Origin of the sequence: Alteromonas sp. H39 (genome assembly GCF_047556435.1) — a bacterium.
In the GTDB taxonomy this organism is placed as follows: Bacteria; Pseudomonadota; Gammaproteobacteria; order Enterobacterales; family Alteromonadaceae; genus Alteromonas.
Window position 1 is genome coordinate 3988246 of the sequence record NZ_CP180210.1, and the last position, 15937, is coordinate 4004182.

Sequence of the window (15937 nt, forward strand, 5' to 3'; positions counted from 1 at the left end):
TTCTTAAATTTGCTGCCACTTGGGCGCGTGCACTCGCTCAATTAGCGCAATTTGCTGTTGATATACGTTCTGTAGCATCCGCAATAACGCCGTGTTATCCGGATCTTCATCCAATGCGGCTTTAATCGCATTAGCGGCCTGGTCCAGCTCGGTAAGCTGAGCCTGCCAGTTTTCAGTCAGCGCAGGCGTATCGGTATACTGCACTAACAGTGACTGTTTCTGCTGCTCATGTTGCTGGCTTAATGCCTGTACCAACTCGGTACCGGTAAGCTGACCCGATGGCGTTACCGGCATGCGGTTAAAACCAAACCAGCTTAGACAGGCAACCAGCGCGATACTGGCAGCAATGGCATATAGGCCACCACGGTAAGCGGGTTTGACGGCCTCATCTGCGGGCTGCTCCATACCCAGTTCGATTCCCCGCCACAAGTCGCGGTTGGGTGCTCTATCCCGGGGTAATGCATCCAGCTTTTGCTGTAATTCCTGGTCAAAATTAGTCATTGTCGTAACCCATCCACTCTTTTAACAACTGCTTGGCGCGATGAAACTGCGCTTTGCTTGAGCCCACTGCCATATTCAGCATGCTCGCAATTTCCTCGTGCCGATACCCCTCTACGGCGTGTAACACGAATACCATACGGGCACGTTCGGGAAGTCGAACAATATAGGACTCCAAATCGACCTCTCCGGTTGACGCTTCTGCGTGAAACTGTTCCGCCGCGCTGCCTTCAATATTGAACATCCGCTGAAACCAACCACGCTGTTTACGCATATAGCTCACGGTAATGTTCGCCGTTACGCTATGCAGCCAGGTTGAAAACTTACTTTTGTGGTTGTAATTACCCAGCTTTCGCCAAAGCTGAATAAACACTTCCTGCGTCGCATCCTCGGCCAGCGCATGATCGCCGGTTAACCGATAGCTGAGCGCGTGTACACGGCCAACGTAGGCATCATAAATCTGATGGTATGCCTGTTTATCGCCGGACTGTGCCGCCTCAATAAGTGCTTTTTCGCGCGCTGTGGTGAAAGCCGCCTGGGCATCTACCACAGTACATTGCGAGTTTTCCATGTCTTCAATTGCCTGCTATCTCAGTCAGTTACAAGACTGACTTGTTCTTGTTATGAGGTTAGTCGTAGCGTACGCTACAAAGGTTTAAACGCGCAAAAAACTTTTTTATTCGCTACATCAACATTGACGATGATTTTCATCAGGGAGTCCCTATGCACGTGCTCGCCCTATATGCCGCAACACCACAACCATTCGGCCCCCGTGGCGCCCCAAGTAGTATTATCAAATCGCCGGTGCCGTTTCTCAGCGTCAATAGTAACGGCACCGAGCAGGATGAACAGGGAAATAAAAAATTGCACGGCGGTCCGGAAAAAGTACTTCATCAGTACAGCCTTAAGAACTACGAACTGTTACGGGCACACTACCCTGACAATGTCTTTGAGGCAGGAAGCATCGGCGAGAATATACTTGTTGAGGGGATGGAAGACGATACGGTTTTTATTGGCGACATCTGGCAGTTTGGTGAAGTGATATTGCAAGTAAGTGCTCCCCGCGCGCCCTGCAATAAAATATCCCATCGTTATGAGATTAAAAATCTGGATCGCTTTGTCGGCGAACATGGCGCGACAGGCTGGTACTACCGGGTTCTTCAAACCGGAACGCTTCGGGTAAACGATGACGTCAGGCTAATCGAGCGTGCGGATATCACCGTTTCGGTCAGAGATCTCATGCAGTGTACGTACAATAAAACCGATACAGACGCCGCCAGGGCCTACGCGACACTGCCGGTGCTGGACGACGAATGGCGGACCAAGTGCGAGAAAATAGCAATGAAAAGTTAACCGGCACCTGGCACTATTGTCGGCGACATTAAGCCGCTGAATTTATCTGGCACGCCCTTGTCTGGCGTAGCGCTGACAATCATGTTCTGCAACGCACTGGCGTTGTGGATCATGATTAATAATGCACACTGTCAGAATCGTATTGGTTTTTGAAATAAAAGCCAGTTCAGTAAGGTCTTTCTCCGAGCTTGCCCGTATACAGCCCATAGGCAAAAACCGGAGGATAACCGTGATAAGCCAGTTTTTTACGCACACCACCAGCGCTCGCCGCTGCATGTTCGCCACGTTATTTCTGTCATTTGGTATGGCCACAACCGCACATGCCAGTCAGACCGCAGACACCGTAACCGCGCAGGAATTTGTAGACTTGCAGGAAGGTGACACCCCTCATGCAGGCTACCGCCGCGCACATGCAAAAGGCGTGTGCATCTCAGGGGAATTTCGCGCTAACGGGAATCTTACTGATATTGTAACCACTTCCTTGTTCGCACCCGGCGTAACCCCATTTACCGGACGCTACTCGATTGCAGGCGGTAATCCCTATGCGCCTGACTTGTCGTCTCCGGTAAGAAGTCTGGCACTGAACTTCGCCCTGTCATCGACAAATCAATGGCGGATCGCAATGAATACTCCGCCGGTGATGGCAGTCACCAACCCCCATGATTTTTACCAGCAGATTGTAGCTATTAAAAATGGTCCCGAAGCTGTTAAAGCCTTTTTCAGTGAACATCCTGAATCAAAAGACTTTATGGCATGGCGGGCAACCTACTCGCCGGCAGGCAGCTTTTCCGGCGAAACTTACCACAGTCTTAACGCTTTTTATCTGCATGATAAGCAAGGCGATAAGCAAGCCGTCAGATGGAAGATGATGCCGGTAAGTGCAGCGTCGTTTGATGACATTGAAGGGCCTGATGCGCTACAAGAGCGACTGGCACAACAGCTGAGCGCAGCCCCGATTGTGTACGACTGGGTATTTACCCTGGCTGGCGCTGACGACGATGAAAATAATCCTGCGGTAAAATGGCCTGATTCACGTGAAGAAAGAGTAGCCGGACAAATCGTGATCACAGACTGGCAGCCTCAGTTAGAGGGCAATTGCCATAGCGTCAACTTTGACCCACTGGTATTGCCTGACGGTATTTCGGCAACTGAGGATCCCATTTTACGGGCTCGCTCGGCAGCTTATGCCGAATCGTATCGTCGACGGGCAAGGGAAGCGCTGGCTGGCGCACTGGAAGGAGAACGTGATGGAGAATAACAACCGTTTCCCGCTTGCTATGCGTTTACTTCACTGGGCGATGGCGGCCTTAGTTATCTCTATGCTTCTGGCTGGCCTTGCAATGGTTCGATCGCTGGAGCCCTGGCAACTGACTATTCTTACAGCGCACAAAGCGTTTGGCCTGCTGGCTTTTGTGCTGGTTATCCTGCGCATCGCCATCAGAGTGACGTCACAAACGCCTCCCTTACCCTCGTCATTGTCGCGTGTGCAAAAGCGTGGCGCGATTGCGTCACACTATGTGCTGTATGGGCTTATGGTGGCGATGCCGGTGAGTGGGTACCTGATGCAATACGTTGCCGCCAGGCCGGTGGAGATTTTTGGATTATTCACACTACCGGCTTCGCTCACCGCTGACATTGAGAGTTACGGGTTGCTTCGGGAAATTCATGGCTACCTTGCCATCGCGTTTATTGTGATGATTGTATTGCACGTATCAGCAGCCCTGCATCATCACTTCGTGCGTAAGGATTCGGTACTGAAATCTATGCTGTAGGCTTATACTCTGGGCCGGATGATTGTCATTACTGACCACGAAGCCGGGGGAAAGGTCGCGCTGGCCTGGGACACACGGCGCCAATCACTCGCGTAGCAAATACGCGCGGGTGGGCGCTGACTCAGCACTTCGGTATGCTGCTCGCCGGGCTGTTCATCACTTCTCTTACAGATACAAAAAAGCCGCAACGTTTCCGTTGCGGCTTTTTCAATTCAAAACGTCAGCGCTTAGGCTTCAGCAATGATAACTACTTTAACAGAAGTCATCACGTCAGAGTGAAGCTGCAGGTCGATGTCGTATTCGCCTGTTTCACGCAGTGTACCAGTAGGCAGTTTAACTTCTGCTTTTTCTACTTCTACGCCAGCTGCAGTGATAGCATCAGCGATGTCGCGAGTACCAACAGAACCGAACAGTTTGCCTTCATCACCAGCTGGCGCAGCGATAGTCACTTCGCCCAGCTCGTTCAGCTTTTCAGCACGCGCTTCAGCGGCTTTCAGCTCTTCAGCAATCTTCGCTTCCAGTTCAGCACGACGTGCTTCGAACTTTTCAACGTTATCTTTCGTTGCAGGAACTGCTTTGCCCTGTGGGAAAAGGAAGTTACGTGCAAAACCTGATTTTACGCTTACCTGGTCGCCCAGGCCGCCAAGGTTGGCGATTTTATCTAGTAGGATGATATCCATCTAAGCTACCCCTTAAACTTCGCCAATTACTTGTGAGAATCAGTGTACGGAAGCAGTGCAAGAAAACGTGCACGCTTGATCGCAGAAGACAGCTGACGCTGATACTTTGCGCTAGTACCTGTGATACGGCTAGGGACAATCTTACCGCTCTCTGTGATGTAGTTCTTCAGAGTAGCGATATCTTTATAATCAATCTCGGTCACGCCTTCTGCAGTGAAACGGCAGAACTTACGACGTCTGAAAAAACGAGCCATGGGTGTTCTCCTTAAGCGTTGTCTTCAGTGGTTTCAGTTTTCTTTTCTGCGCGCTCTGTACGAGGAGCAGAATCGTCACGACGCTCACGGCGAGGCTCTTCTTTCATCATTGGAGAAGGCTCAGTTACCGCATCTTTAGTGCGCATAACAAGGTTACGCAGGATAACGTCGTTGAAGCGGAAAGCATTTTCCAGTTCGTCAACAGCTTCAGCAGTCGCTTCAGCGTTAATCAGAACGTAGTGTGCTTTGTGCAGCTTCTCGATTGGGTAAGCCAGTTGACGACGGCCCCAATCTTCTAAACGATGAATCTGACCACCGTCTTGCTTCAGGATAGTGGTATAACGCTCGATCATACCAGGTACTTGTTCACTCTGATCAGGGTGAACCATAAATACGATTTCGTAATGACGCATTAAACGCTCCTTACGGTTGTAGCCTCGGCAGAACAGCCTGCTGCATAGAGACAAGGAACTAGGTTTGGTTGGCTGTAAGGGCGCGCATTATATAGATCAATTGTTCACCACACAAGCAGTTTGTGGGCGGGTATGGCTTAAACACCGGTCGCGTTCAACACGCAGTTAAATCAATAACTAACGCTTTTATCATTTGACGATTAGCGTTTAAGAAACCATCGCGTTTTGATGTACTTATTTTATAGTAACTCAATGCCAGTTGAGAAGGCACTTAGTCAAGTTACTCACAATCGCGCTTCGTTTAATTCGGCTGTGTTGTGCCAATGGCAGAAATCCAGTGTCACAAGCCTGCCGGTCCGCAAGTTGTCTACTTGAAACGCGTGAAACAAGCCTTGGATTCAGCTGCTACAGAGGATAATAGATAGCGTTAGTTTGCCTTATACTCGAGTTGCTTAATAAGTAGCGTCGGTATTAAGATGCTATTTCAGCGGGATGAAGGCGATAAATTTTTCGCTCGCTTTCTTACTGCGTTGTTGGAGCTCTCAGGATAAGGATTATTGTGTTATGAGAAAACTTGTGTTGACCGTCTTGGTCTTAGGGTTAGTTGGCTGTATGTCGGTGCCAAATCTTGCGTCTCAGCCAAAGGAGATCGCAGAGGATGAGTTGAGTAATTATTGGGAAATGGTCAGTGATTCGTTCTCCTTTAATTCAGCGATTTCTTATAAGGGTCGGCCGGACGGTTATGTGAAAATCAGGTACCTCATTGATTCAGATGGTGAAGTGCACGATCCGGATGTGGTGGAGTCTGAGCCCGAAGGTGTATGGGATGCAGCGGGCTTAAAAGCGGTCAAGAAGATGGAGTTTGTACCTGCCAGTGATAACGCCGACAGAATGCCCGTATATGTCAGTACGGTGTTTAAGTTTGTAGGCTGATCGGTCCGTATGTCGATATGATGTCACAAGGCAGTGAAAAGTAAGTTATATGATGGCAGGGTTCGTGATGGGCCCTGCCATTTTTGTTTCCATTTCAGCCTTACAGATGGCCTTCCAGCGACAGATAATACCCACTCACATTATGGTTGAAGACGAAGCCGTCCAGATCGTCGATATAGGTGGTATTGTTGGTGTCGCAAGCTTTGTGGGAGGTTTTGGTTTCGGAGCCGGAGCTGGCACTACGGGTGGCAGCTTTTTACAGGCAGCAATTGGCACAATGGGTGGCGCATACTTTTGTTATCCATAACCAAGAGAGGCATCTGCCTCTCTTTCTGGTAAGAAAAATGACTGTACTATTTTTTTTAAATTACACAACGACATTGTTTCTTGTTTTTATACTCACGCGTGCGCTCACACCCGATAATCTATCCATGCGTTTTGTTTTTTATACAACTATTGCTGCAATGGTGACATTGGTTTGCTGGGTATGGGGCAGATATTCAATAATTAAACGCGGCAAGTATATCTATATTTATACATTCCCAACTTTCACTAAAATCAGCGTAGAAGAAGTCGAGAATCTTATCGTTACCGACAAACATGTACTGGTTAATAAAAAAGAGGGAAGTCAGACGAAACATCACTTTATGTTTGGACCGTCTGGAGGTATTCATGACTCTGTATCTCCATTGATCATCAATCAGATTAAAAGGCTATGACTAACGCTTTCTTGGGGGAGTTATAATTAGATTAAGCGTTATTAACTTCAACAAGCTCAAATGTTGTTCCCGGTTCGCCTTGAATCAACACGCGACATTGTCCCCAGGATTGCGGAATGCTCCAGATGAAATTCTCAGCAACAGTAAATTTTTCGCGGTGAGATTCGCAGCGCACTTCAACAGAATCCAGGTCGCCATCGATATAGGAAAAGCCAAACTGGTTGCGGGTAAGAGTGTAGAATTGAGAACCACTGTCTTTTACCGCTAACGCTATACTCATGGGCGACTTAGATTCGATCAGCGCATTAATCTCTTCAACTACAGGCGCGAGCTCTGCACGATAAGCTTCAGCGCCATCTAACTCCAATAGTTTATCGAATGACTCTAATGCCAGCGCGTAATAGCCAAAATTGACTTCGAGCGCGAATATCTGCCTTATCAAGTCAGCTTTGAACGCGTCTTCGAATTCTGACTGATTCGCACTGTTAAGCGCTTTTGAGTAACTATTTAGTTCTCGCTGCACGTCGTTAAGACGGCGCGCCAGTTTGCCATCCAATGTATAAAAATACGTACTTTCGTAGCGATTGAAGTTACGTTTTGCTTCTAGCTTGGCCATTTTCTCATCGGCCAGCGCGAACTTTTCTTCGCTGAGCAAACCTTCAATTTCTCGATACGCGCGAATGAAGCTACGTTTAGCTCCCGTATTATCTTCAAGAAGAAAATCAATCCGGATTGCTTGATGACATTGCTCAGTGGGTGCCCCATTTTTCATGGCAGGATCAAATTTCCAGCGTTTCAAGGCGCGAACAGCTTCGTGCCTGAAAGCTTTATGACCACTATAGTCATCGACGATGACATCTTCGACTGCACCTTCTTCATTAATAACGTAACTCATTGTTACCCAACCTTCGGAACCCGTTCTTGCGGCTTCGGCTGGGTACCTCGGATTCGCCCTTTCAACAGGGGTAGCTGTCTGAAATCCTGAAATACGCTTTACCTTATCGGGTGATGCTTCTTCGATGGCTTTCTTATCGACTTCATCACACGGGAAATCCTGCGCGTTTGTGACCAAGGTCATGGACGCACAGACAAACCCAAGGAAAAATTTATATAAAGATGGCATTTGAATTCCTTTTCCAACAGTCTATTTAACCGACCGGGATCCGCTCCGGTTTCAGCCTAACATGTTTCCAATATTAAAGCCGAAAAGCAATATTAATCCAATCAGTGCGAGTATTGTCGGAAATGGTACCTTGCCAATATTAATTGGTACCTGAAATGCGGGTTTTGCCGATTCTTCAGCATATTTCAATCGATAGCGTATCAACGCAATATTCACAATAATGAACAAGGTAAACACAAAGATATTGCTTAAACTGGCAACAATTTTTAAGTCGCCGATTAACGCAAAGATTATCACCACAATACCTACAAGAAAAATAGCAGAGCGGGGAGTGCCGCTGCTTTTATCCACTTTTTCGAAATGGTTGATATAGGGAATATCGTTATCTCTTGCCACATCGAACATCAGGCGGCTAGTGGAGATGGTATTGCTGAGAATGGTTTTGCTGGTGGCAAATAAAGCGACGCCAATTAATATTGTTGCCCAGGTTTCGCCGCCAGTCTCCCGCATCACCGCAGCCAGTGGACCATCTGCTTTGGCCAGCTCTTCTGCGCTCATAACACTGACTGCGCAGATCGCGATTAGCAAATAAAGAATCAATACAATGATGCCTGAAATAATTAACGCCTTGGGCAGGTTTTTTCGGGCATCCTTGGCTTCTTCAGCCATCTTAACTAAATCTTCAAAGCCAACGTAGCTGAAAAAAATCAACGCACCACCGCTTAACACGCCAATATACCCCAGCTCTGCAGGTTCGAAGTAATTCGCTTCACCCACAGAAGGTGCGGCAAACAGAATGACCGCGCCCAGTCCGATGATCGTGACTATGGTCGCAAAATTATTAAACCAGGACGACTGACGCATGCCAAAGGCATTGACCATAACCATCAGAACCACAATGCCCGTGGTACTCATCCAGCTAGGGATCTCAATAAGGCGACTCAGGTACTCACTAAAACTAATAGCGATAGCAGCAGGTGCAACCACCCCGGTAAGAAACATGACGACAGAAAGCACCAGCGCAAATCGTGGGCCAAATGCCCGTTTTACAAACTCAAAGCTGCCTCCTGCGTCGGGATAGCGACTGACGAATTCAGCGTAAGAGAGACTGGTTAACAGTGCAACGACAGCAGCAATAAGAAACGATGCCCATAAAAGGTTGCCGCTGAAAGCCGCAGCCTCGCCAATGATCGCATAGATACCAGCGCCCACGACGCCACCCACACCAAACAATATGAGATCGAACAACGAAAGGGTTTGTTTCAAGCCGCTATTTTCTGACATAAGGTATCCTGTTTTACTGACCGTATGCAGCTTGGTTACGTTGGCAATAGGAAAAAGACACAAAACAGGCCGCTGGTATGTACGCCCCAATCTACGTCGTTCAATTTAAGGCTTCTTCACCTGCTCAGGTAACGGGAATTGCTGGGAGTTTTCCGCAGCACTTGAAAGCAAGCGAAAATGTGGACGGCGAATGTCAGTTCCTTGGTTTTAGCACACAGATAAGGGGCGCCCCTTGCATAACAAATCGCTTTTTTTGGGTGTTACTGCAAGTTTGCCACCAACGCCCGGCCTGACTGTGGCTCTGGCTCACACTGTTACGATATAAAGCTATCAAGCCTGAGCAAACGGGGTAGCTTCAGGAAATTACCAAAATCGCGACACCGCCAAGCGCGCCAAGCGACCACATAACCGTATTTCGGTGAATTTTTTCCCCCATCACCGCAGCCACACCAAGTGAAAAGATGGCGCTGGTAGCAATGAGCGTTTGCACGATACCCGCTTTTGCGTTGGCAAAGCCCAGCATCTGAAAGTACATAGCGAATACCGTTCCCAGCAACGTGGCGATCGCAAACATGCCCCACATTTTGGCCGGTTCACTGCTTGTTGGCAGCCAGCGTTCCCGTCGCAGCAACATAAATAGCGCCACAACGACAAGCCCACCCACCAATCGCCAGTTCGCGGCCTCAGCGGCACCTATCTCGTAGCCGGTAAGAATGTCACGGCTTATCACCGCACCAATAGCCTGACACACCGCAGCGATAACCGCATACAGGTAACCAACTGAGGGCACAATCTCGGCGGAGAACCGGCGCTTGGATTTAATCACCATGTCGACCGAAATAATCACCAGTGCCACACCCAGCCACTGCTGCCAGCTTAGCCACTCGGCAATCCATACCATGGCAAGTAAAGCGGCAAATATCGGCGCCAGCGTTTCGGCCACCAGCACTGTCTGGCTATCGCCGATTCGTCGCAGCGCAAGAAAGAAAAACGTATCGCCTATGCCAATCCCGATCACACCGCTTAATAGCAGCCATGCATAAGCTTCTGCCGGCAAACTGGAAAGCGGTACGAACAGCAGAATCGCAACCGAGAGCACGATGACAGTGAAAAGCCCTTTCCACAGGTTCATTGATAATGCTGTGAATGACCCGCCGAGGTAACGAAACAGGCGCGCGGCGATTGCCCAGCTCAGCGCGGTAGTCAGTGCTGCAATTTCTCCGGTCATACTTGTGTTTATTATTCTGATTGGCAAGAAGGGGCGCTAGGCTACCAAAAATCCACGCCAGTGGGTATTGAAGCGGAACGCCGGCCGACAGATTTATGCGCCTTATTGCGCATGTTCGCCGCGCTGACCGGATTACTGTCTATACTCTGAGTATCTGAAAATTTACTGCATTTTGCCATTCAGCTAAAACTGGCGATGCCGTTAATAATAAAAGACTTACTATGCGCTGTTTGAGGAATACTCTATGAATCAACGCCTCTCTCTTACTGTGAAACTCATGTCGGTTGTCGGTGCCTTATTTGTGGCGCTGGCTTTGGTATTTATTACGGTCAGCTACTTTTTGCTGGACGATGCCGAGCAGGACATTAACCGCCATATCAGTGAGGAAGTAACCTCTCAGATTGAGGCCACGATGTCAGCCAAGGCGTCACAATATGCAGCACAAACTCAAACCCTTATGGGCACCGCGCATCAGATACCTTACAACCTTGCCGCAGCGCTGTCTGCCAGTATAGAAGCCAGTGACAGTAATTCGCTCACCCGGGAGCAAACCGAACGCATGGTGCGAAGTCTGCTTGCTGCCGGCTCGACATCCAGTATGTACGCACAGTTTGAGGCCAATCAGTTTGATGGTAATGCCTCGGCGTTCACGGGTGGAGCCTCACACTCGGTACCCGGACGCGGCAGCTTTGAGGTGTACTTTGTGCGGGAGCAAAACGGCGCTATTCAGCAGGTTCCTATTGAGGACGCCGATGAGAAATATGATGCCACACTGGACGAATTCGGTTTTCGTGCGGCTGAATGGTATCTGTGCAACAAAGACAACATGAAGCCCTGTATAGCCAACCCCTACAATTACGAAATACGGGAAGGCTATGAAGAGCTGATGACCAGCTTAACGGTGCCGGTGATAGCAAACGGCCGCTTCCGGGGTGTAGTGGGCGTCGACCTTAACCTTCCTATTTTGCAACAACGCGCCAACGACCTGAAAGCCTCGCTGTATGATGGTGAAGCCGAAGTGTATGTTATCAGTCAGAATGGTCTGGTCGCAGCTGCCACCGATGCCACGAATAAACTGGCCCGCCCTTTTACTGAAGTATTTAACGATGACAGCGTCAGTGAAAAAATTCTTTCGGTATCGGGCAAGCCGCAGTCAGTGCAAATTGACGGTATGCTGTATGTCACACGCCCAATTACACTACCGCTACCTCAAGTTGACTGGCAACTGGTTGTCGGCGTTAACGTGAATGCGGCGCTTGCGCCGGTAGCCACCGTGGAGGGGCTGATTTCATCGGCTATCAACTCACTACTTACCACGCAGTTAGTGGTGGCAATGGTAACTACATTAATTGCCCTATCGCTTATTTACCTGTTTACGCGCGGTATTATTCAGCCGGTGAAGCAGGTTGCGGATCGCATGACCGTACTGGCCGGTCAGGGTGGCGATCTTACTCAGGATATCCAGGTTCATTCCCATGCCGAGCTGATTCAACTTAGTCAGGCCTTTAACCTGTTTAAAGAAAAGGTGCGTGAGTTACTGGAACAGGCAAAGGAATCATGTGAGCAGGTCATCAAACAAAGCGAACAAACACAGTCGCGTGCTGCCGCTACCAACGAGCAAATTCAGGTACAGCAGTCTGAAATAGACAGCGTAGTAACCGCCATTACAGAAATGTCGCAAACCGCGCACGATGTAGCCCGCACTGCCAGTGACGCTGCAGATAATGCGGATACGGCTAATAAATCTGTGAAGCAGACCGAGCAGGAGATTTCTCATTCTACTGATTTGGTAATGGAACTCTCCGGTGAAATGAAAGGTGCCTCTAAAGCCGTAAAAGCGGTATCCGAACGCAGTACTGATATCAAAAAAATCCTGGACGTTATCGGCGCAATTGCAGAGCAAACTAACCTGCTGGCGCTGAACGCTGCCATAGAAGCTGCGCGCGCCGGAGAGAATGGCCGGGGGTTCAGCGTGGTCGCCGACGAAGTTCGATCGCTGGCATCGAAAACCGCAGATTCAGTGGGGGAGATCAGTAAAGTTATTACGGCGCTGCAAAGCGAGGTTGATAATACGGTTGGTATTATCGAGCAAGGCAACACCAAAGCAGAGCAGGCATCGTCAAGAACCCAGGAGGCGCTTCAGAAGATGCAGGAGACCGTGCTACAAATTGATGAAATCAGTCAGCACATGACGCAGATGGCCGCCGCCGCAGAAGAGCAAAGTCAGGTCAGTGAAGAGTTAAACCGGAATATGGTCGTTATTGGCAACGCCACTAAAGAGGTATCGGCCATATCAGAAGCGTCACAGGAAAGCTCAGAAGCCATTTCCCGCGAAGTGAACACGCTTAGCGACTTACTGAGTAAATTAAAAACCAGACGGTAAGGTGTGGTCTCGCTGAAAACGGCTCACGACTCGCGGATTTCTCTGTCATGCGTTTTTTAATAAGTAAGTTGAGCAAGCTCACTTTTGACTACAAATAAAAAAGGAGGCGTAATGCCTCCTTATTGTTTGTTTTTCTGTAGTCTTTAATCGAACCGGGTTACGTGGTTGTCGCCAATTTCCCGCACCCAGATATTACGAAAGCTTACCGGGTTTGAATGATCTTGTAGCTGAAGCGGTGCACAGCCATGCGCCTCGTAAGATGCTGGCCCAATCCATTCGGTTTTACCCAGAATTTCAGTGTGATTCTGCACCAGCACGCCGTTGTGCAACACGGTGACATAACCGGGTTTTATTAGTTCTTCACCGTCGAACTCGGGCGCATTGAAGATAATGTCATATTCCTGCCACTCTCCGGGCTCACGCATGGCGTTTACCAGCGGTATAGTTTGCTTATACACACTGCCTGCCTGACCGTTGGGATAAGTCTCGTTATTGTAAGAGTCCAGTACCTGGATCTCGTAGCGCTGCTGCAAAAAGATACCGCTGTTGTTACGTTGCTGACCTTCCAGCCCGGCAACATCTGTGGGTGTTTTCCATTCAAAATGAAGTTGGATATCGCAGAAGTTTTCTTTCGTTTTAATATCCCCGGTGCCAGGTTTGACTGTCATGGTGCCATTGCTCACCGTCCACTGCGCGTCGCCGCCGTTTACCGATTCCCATGCTGACAGGTCAGTGCCATCAAACAGAACCACGGCGTCAGAAGGCACGTCGCCGGCTTTCGCTTCTACCACTGGTGGCACAGGCTTCCACACTTCTGTTTTTGCTGCCTGCTGTTCACGGGTAAGGCGATCATCATCCGTTGCCATCGCACAGGCAGAAAGCGCGCCAATGCCCGCCGTCAGCGTTATTAGCCCTATTGAGTGCATCTTCATTACCGTTTCCTATCTTTTAAATTTGTCATGTTTGCCACCGATGTTCAGGTCGCCCACGCTCGGTCACCTTTTTTGTAATCCAGCTCACCGTTGTAGTAGCCCGGTACCGCGACATAGCGCAATACCTTTGTGGCGCCCACTTCCGAGGTGAAAAAGGTATACAGTGACATCTGCTTCACTAAAGAAAATGCGTGAGGAAGAGGCTTGTCCGAGTCCGGCTTACGATCGCTGGGCTTGTCCGTTGCCACATCCCACAGTCCCACTTTCTTATTGTAGGCGTTCGCTTCACGGTCCAGCTCGCTCAGCAATGTTGTTTTGCTGTCGCTGTCCAGCAGCAAAAATGGTTTCCCAAACTGTGCTTTTGCACGCGTGTCGATATCGTTAAGCCCCGCTTTAAAATGCGCTCGCTGCGCGTCGGTGTAACAATCGGCAGCAATCACGGCAATTGTCGCCCCCACGTTCGCGTCTTTTGCCCCCGGCGTATCGGTTTTAGGTAAAATTACCTCTGCGACATCATTGATGAAGCTTACGTCCTCTTTCGAGAATGGCGTATCTTTTAACGGTACAGGCGGCACCTGGTCATAGGCCAGCGCAGGCATTCCTACCATGGCGGTGCCGGTAGTCACCGCTATCAGTTTCAACAGTTCACGACGTTCCATTACAGATTCCCCCGCTTCAGTTCTTCAACCGCATGATGTGCAGCTCGCGCTGTCAGCGCCATGTACGTCAGCGACGGGTTCACACACGATGCCGATGTCATACAGGCACCGTCAGTCACGTACACATTTGGCGCATCCCACACCTGGTTGTGCTTGTTCAGGACTGATGATTTCGGGTCACGCCCCATGCGGGCAGTGCCCATTTCGTGGATCCCCATGCCCGGCGCATAGTCCGCCTCAAAGCCGTGGACGTTTTTGAGGCCGGCAGCTTCGAACATATCCACCGCATCCTGCTTCATGTCTTTACGCATGCGCATTTCGTTTTCGCGAATTTCTACGTCCATGGCAAGCACAGGCAGGCCCCATTTGTCCGTCACCTGTTTATTCAGATAGATACGGTTGTCGTGGTGCGGCAGCATTTCACCAAATGCGGTCATACCAATTTGCCAGTGGCCCGGTTCACTAATGGCATCTTTAAGATCTGCCCCAATGCCCAGCTCAGCGATATCCCGCCGCCAGCCCTGACGGCTGGCTGAGCCCTGATAACCAAACCCGCGCAGATAATCACGCTTATCACCGCCCCAGTTGCGGAAGCGGGGCACGTAAAATCCTGATGGGCGACGGCCATAGTAATATTTATCATCGTACCCTTCGACTTCAGCAGACGCGCCGACGCGGAAGTGGTGATCCATGACATTATGCCCAAGCTCGCCGGAACTGCTTCCCAAGCCGCCTTCCCAGACGTCAGTGGCCGAGTTCATGAGTAGCCAGGCAGAATTAAAGGCCGATGCATTCACAAACACAATTTTGGCGTTGAATACATAGGTCTCATTGGTTTCGGCATCAATAATTTCCACGCCTGTTGCGCGCTTGCGGTCCTTATCGTACAGAATTTCTTTTACGATGGAGAAAGGTCGCAATGTCAGGTTACCGGTTTTCATTGCCATGGGCAGTGTCGAAGACTGGGTACTGAAATAGCCACCATACGGGCAGCCCAGCCAACATTTGTTGCGGTACTGACAGTTTGCCCGGCCCTGTTCAGGCTTCGGCTGAGTCATATTTGACGTTCTGCCTGAGATAATATGCCGGCTGCCTTTAAACGCTTTTTGCACGCGGGCGGCGACATCTTTCTCTACACAGTTTAACTGTATCGCGGGCTGGAACTGCCCGTCCGGCAGCACGTCCAGTCCATCGCGGTTGCCGCTGATCCCGGCAAAGCGTTCAACATAATCGTACCAGGGTTCAACGTCTTCATAGCGGATAGGCCAGTCTACGCCCACGCCCTCGCGACCATTTGCTTCAAAGTCGTCTTTGTTCAAGCGATAACTCTGGCGGCCCCACAGCAGCGAGCGGCCCCCAACGTGGTAGCCCCGGTACCAGTCAAAGCGCTTGTCTTCGACGTAGGGGTTGTCTTTCTCATTTGCCCACATTCCAAATGTAGACTCGTTAAGTGGGTAGTCACGCTTAAGCACCGGATACTGCTCTTTCATGAGCTGCGTCGGCATATCACGATGTGGATAATCCCAGGCTTCTTTATGCGCATTATCATAGTCCTTGATATGCTCAATATTCTTGCCCCGTTCCAGCATCAGTACTTTCAGGCCTTTCTCCGTGAGTTCTTTTGCAGCCCAACCGCCGCTTATCCCCGAACCCACGACAATTGCATCGTAATTATTACTCGCCATGCTTTATCCCCTTCAGCACTA

The 15937-nt window shown here is 49.6% G+C and carries 18 protein-coding genes; 6 read left to right on the plus strand and 12 right to left on the minus strand.

The annotated features are described in order from the left end of the window. Positions 1 to 3: 3 nt before the first annotated feature. Together ACLBLI_RS17415 and ACLBLI_RS17420 are read right to left on the minus strand one after the other, a co-directional pair. Complete coding sequence (locus ACLBLI_RS17415; RefSeq protein WP_414828799.1) at positions 4 to 501, minus strand: hypothetical protein; 498 nt, start codon at positions 499 to 501, stop codon at positions 4 to 6. Further along, a complete protein-coding gene (locus tag ACLBLI_RS17420) occupies positions 494 to 1069 on the minus strand; it encodes an RNA polymerase sigma factor (RefSeq protein ID WP_414828800.1) in 576 nt (191 codons plus the stop codon). Before ACLBLI_RS17420 ends, ACLBLI_RS17415 begins: the two co-directional genes overlap by 8 nt. A gap of 152 nt (positions 1070 to 1221) precedes the next feature. Here ACLBLI_RS17420 and ACLBLI_RS17425 point away from each other — a divergent pair, with 152 nt between their 5' ends. Continuing rightward, positions 1222 to 1851 carry an MOSC domain-containing protein gene (locus ACLBLI_RS17425; RefSeq protein ID WP_414828801.1) on the plus strand — a complete coding sequence of 210 codons (630 nt, stop codon included), beginning with the start codon at positions 1222 to 1224 and terminating at the stop codon, positions 1849 to 1851. A 42-nt stretch (positions 1852 to 1893) separates the two neighbouring features. Here ACLBLI_RS17425 and ACLBLI_RS17430 read toward each other — a convergent pair whose 3' ends face one another. Then, positions 1894 to 2163, minus strand: coding sequence for a hypothetical protein (locus ACLBLI_RS17430; protein ID WP_414828802.1), 270 nt, complete (start codon positions 2161 to 2163; stop codon positions 1894 to 1896). Between ACLBLI_RS17430 and ACLBLI_RS17435 the strand changes: the two genes are divergently transcribed. Continuing rightward, entirely contained in the window at positions 2156 to 3109 is a 954-nt protein-coding gene (locus ACLBLI_RS17435) for a catalase family peroxidase (RefSeq protein ID WP_414828803.1), read from the plus strand. The two genes, ACLBLI_RS17430 and ACLBLI_RS17435, sit on opposite strands and share 8 nt — an antisense overlap. Beyond that, positions 3099 to 3623 carry a cytochrome b gene (locus ACLBLI_RS17440; protein ID WP_414828804.1) on the plus strand — a complete coding sequence of 175 codons (525 nt, stop codon included), beginning with the start codon at positions 3099 to 3101 and terminating at the stop codon, positions 3621 to 3623. Before ACLBLI_RS17435 ends, ACLBLI_RS17440 begins: the two co-directional genes overlap by 11 nt. A 227-nt stretch (positions 3624 to 3850) precedes the next feature. Here the strand turns inward: ACLBLI_RS17440 and rplI are convergent, their stop codons facing one another. Genes rplI through rpsF form a run of 3 tightly spaced genes read right to left on the minus strand, consistent with a single transcriptional unit; the run spans position 3851 to position 4970 of the window. After that, a complete protein-coding gene (gene rplI / locus ACLBLI_RS17445; protein WP_414828805.1) occupies positions 3851 to 4303 on the minus strand; it encodes a 50S ribosomal protein L9 in 453 nt (150 codons plus the stop codon). Positions 4304 to 4329: 26 nt separating this feature from the next. Beyond that, the gene (rpsR, locus tag ACLBLI_RS17450; protein WP_012519954.1) at positions 4330 to 4557 is read right to left on the minus strand and encodes a 30S ribosomal protein S18; all 228 of its coding nucleotides are present in this window, start codon (positions 4555 to 4557) and stop codon (positions 4330 to 4332) included. 11 nt (positions 4558 to 4568) lie between these two features. Then, positions 4569 to 4970, minus strand: coding sequence for a 30S ribosomal protein S6 (gene rpsF, locus ACLBLI_RS17455; RefSeq protein ID WP_414828806.1), 402 nt, complete (start codon positions 4968 to 4970; stop codon positions 4569 to 4571). Between the two features lie 564 nt (positions 4971 to 5534). Between rpsF and ACLBLI_RS17460 the strand changes: the two genes are divergently transcribed. Continuing rightward, positions 5535 to 5903, plus strand: coding sequence for an energy transducer TonB (locus ACLBLI_RS17460; protein ID WP_414828807.1), 369 nt, complete (start codon positions 5535 to 5537; stop codon positions 5901 to 5903). A 191-nt stretch (positions 5904 to 6094) separates the two neighbouring features. After that, the gene (locus ACLBLI_RS17465; RefSeq protein WP_414828808.1) at positions 6095 to 6622 is read left to right on the plus strand and encodes a hypothetical protein; all 528 of its coding nucleotides are present in this window, start codon (positions 6095 to 6097) and stop codon (positions 6620 to 6622) included. A gap of 31 nt (positions 6623 to 6653) precedes the next feature. Here ACLBLI_RS17465 and ACLBLI_RS17470 read toward each other — a convergent pair whose 3' ends face one another. The 3 genes from ACLBLI_RS17470 to ACLBLI_RS17480 form a co-directional block, all read right to left on the minus strand. Continuing rightward, positions 6654 to 7745 (minus strand): energy transducer TonB, encoded by a 1092-nt coding sequence (locus ACLBLI_RS17470; protein ID WP_414828809.1) that lies wholly within the window; start codon positions 7743 to 7745, stop codon positions 6654 to 6656. Between the two features lie 51 nt (positions 7746 to 7796). Then, positions 7797 to 9029 carry an APC family permease gene (locus ACLBLI_RS17475; RefSeq protein WP_414828810.1) on the minus strand — a complete coding sequence of 411 codons (1233 nt, stop codon included), beginning with the start codon at positions 9027 to 9029 and terminating at the stop codon, positions 7797 to 7799. A 355-nt stretch (positions 9030 to 9384) separates the two neighbouring features. Then, a complete protein-coding gene (locus tag ACLBLI_RS17480; RefSeq protein ID WP_414828811.1) occupies positions 9385 to 10257 on the minus strand; it encodes a DMT family transporter in 873 nt (290 codons plus the stop codon). Between the two features lie 244 nt (positions 10258 to 10501). Between ACLBLI_RS17480 and ACLBLI_RS17485 the strand changes: the two genes are divergently transcribed. Next, on the plus strand, positions 10502 to 12640 hold the full coding sequence (locus ACLBLI_RS17485; RefSeq protein ID WP_414828812.1) for a methyl-accepting chemotaxis protein: 2139 nt from the start codon (positions 10502 to 10504) through the stop codon (positions 12638 to 12640). A gap of 143 nt (positions 12641 to 12783) precedes the next feature. Here the strand turns inward: ACLBLI_RS17485 and ACLBLI_RS17490 are convergent, their stop codons facing one another. Genes ACLBLI_RS17490 through ACLBLI_RS17500 form a run of 3 tightly spaced genes read right to left on the minus strand, consistent with a single transcriptional unit; the run spans position 12784 to position 15916 of the window. Continuing rightward, positions 12784 to 13572 (minus strand): DUF1080 domain-containing protein, encoded by a 789-nt coding sequence (locus tag ACLBLI_RS17490; protein ID WP_414828813.1) that lies wholly within the window; start codon positions 13570 to 13572, stop codon positions 12784 to 12786. Between the two features lie 44 nt (positions 13573 to 13616). Then, the gene (locus tag ACLBLI_RS17495; RefSeq protein WP_218311197.1) at positions 13617 to 14231 is read right to left on the minus strand and encodes a gluconate 2-dehydrogenase subunit 3 family protein; all 615 of its coding nucleotides are present in this window, start codon (positions 14229 to 14231) and stop codon (positions 13617 to 13619) included. Next, positions 14231 to 15916 carry a GMC oxidoreductase gene (locus ACLBLI_RS17500; protein WP_218311196.1) on the minus strand — a complete coding sequence of 562 codons (1686 nt, stop codon included), beginning with the start codon at positions 15914 to 15916 and terminating at the stop codon, positions 14231 to 14233. Before ACLBLI_RS17500 ends, ACLBLI_RS17495 begins: the two co-directional genes overlap by 1 nt. Positions 15917 to 15937: the final 21 nt, after the last annotated feature.

Coding starts and splice junctions, on each gene's coding strand:
- ACLBLI_RS17435 (WP_414828803.1), top strand. CDS start 2,156: ATGGCCACAACCGCACATGCCAGTCAGACCGCAGACACCGTAACCGCG.
- rpsR (WP_012519954.1), bottom strand. CDS start 4,557: ATGGCTCGTTTTTTCAGACGTCGTAAGTTCTGCCGTTTCACTGCAGAA.
- ACLBLI_RS17480 (WP_414828811.1), bottom strand. CDS start 10,257: ATGACCGGAGAAATTGCAGCACTGACTACCGCGCTGAGCTGGGCAATC.
- ACLBLI_RS17420 (WP_414828800.1), bottom strand. CDS start 1,069: ATGGAAAACTCGCAATGTACTGTGGTAGATGCCCAGGCGGCTTTCACC.
- rplI (WP_414828805.1), bottom strand. CDS start 4,303: ATGGATATCATCCTACTAGATAAAATCGCCAACCTTGGCGGCCTGGGC.
- ACLBLI_RS17460 (WP_414828807.1), top strand. CDS start 5,535: ATGAGAAAACTTGTGTTGACCGTCTTGGTCTTAGGGTTAGTTGGCTGT.
- ACLBLI_RS17475 (WP_414828810.1), bottom strand. CDS start 9,029: ATGTCAGAAAATAGCGGCTTGAAACAAACCCTTTCGTTGTTCGATCTC.
- ACLBLI_RS17440 (WP_414828804.1), top strand. CDS start 3,099: ATGGAGAATAACAACCGTTTCCCGCTTGCTATGCGTTTACTTCACTGG.
- ACLBLI_RS17470 (WP_414828809.1), bottom strand. CDS start 7,745: ATGCCATCTTTATATAAATTTTTCCTTGGGTTTGTCTGTGCGTCCATG.
- ACLBLI_RS17500 (WP_218311196.1), bottom strand. CDS start 15,916: ATGGCGAGTAATAATTACGATGCAATTGTCGTGGGTTCGGGGATAAGC.
- ACLBLI_RS17490 (WP_414828813.1), bottom strand. CDS start 13,572: ATGAAGATGCACTCAATAGGGCTAATAACGCTGACGGCGGGCATTGGC.
- ACLBLI_RS17485 (WP_414828812.1), top strand. CDS start 10,502: ATGAATCAACGCCTCTCTCTTACTGTGAAACTCATGTCGGTTGTCGGT.
- rpsF (WP_414828806.1), bottom strand. CDS start 4,970: ATGCGTCATTACGAAATCGTATTTATGGTTCACCCTGATCAGAGTGAA.
- ACLBLI_RS17415 (WP_414828799.1), bottom strand. CDS start 501: ATGACTAATTTTGACCAGGAATTACAGCAAAAGCTGGATGCATTACCC.
- ACLBLI_RS17425 (WP_414828801.1), top strand. CDS start 1,222: ATGCACGTGCTCGCCCTATATGCCGCAACACCACAACCATTCGGCCCC.
- ACLBLI_RS17495 (WP_218311197.1), bottom strand. CDS start 14,231: ATGGAACGTCGTGAACTGTTGAAACTGATAGCGGTGACTACCGGCACC.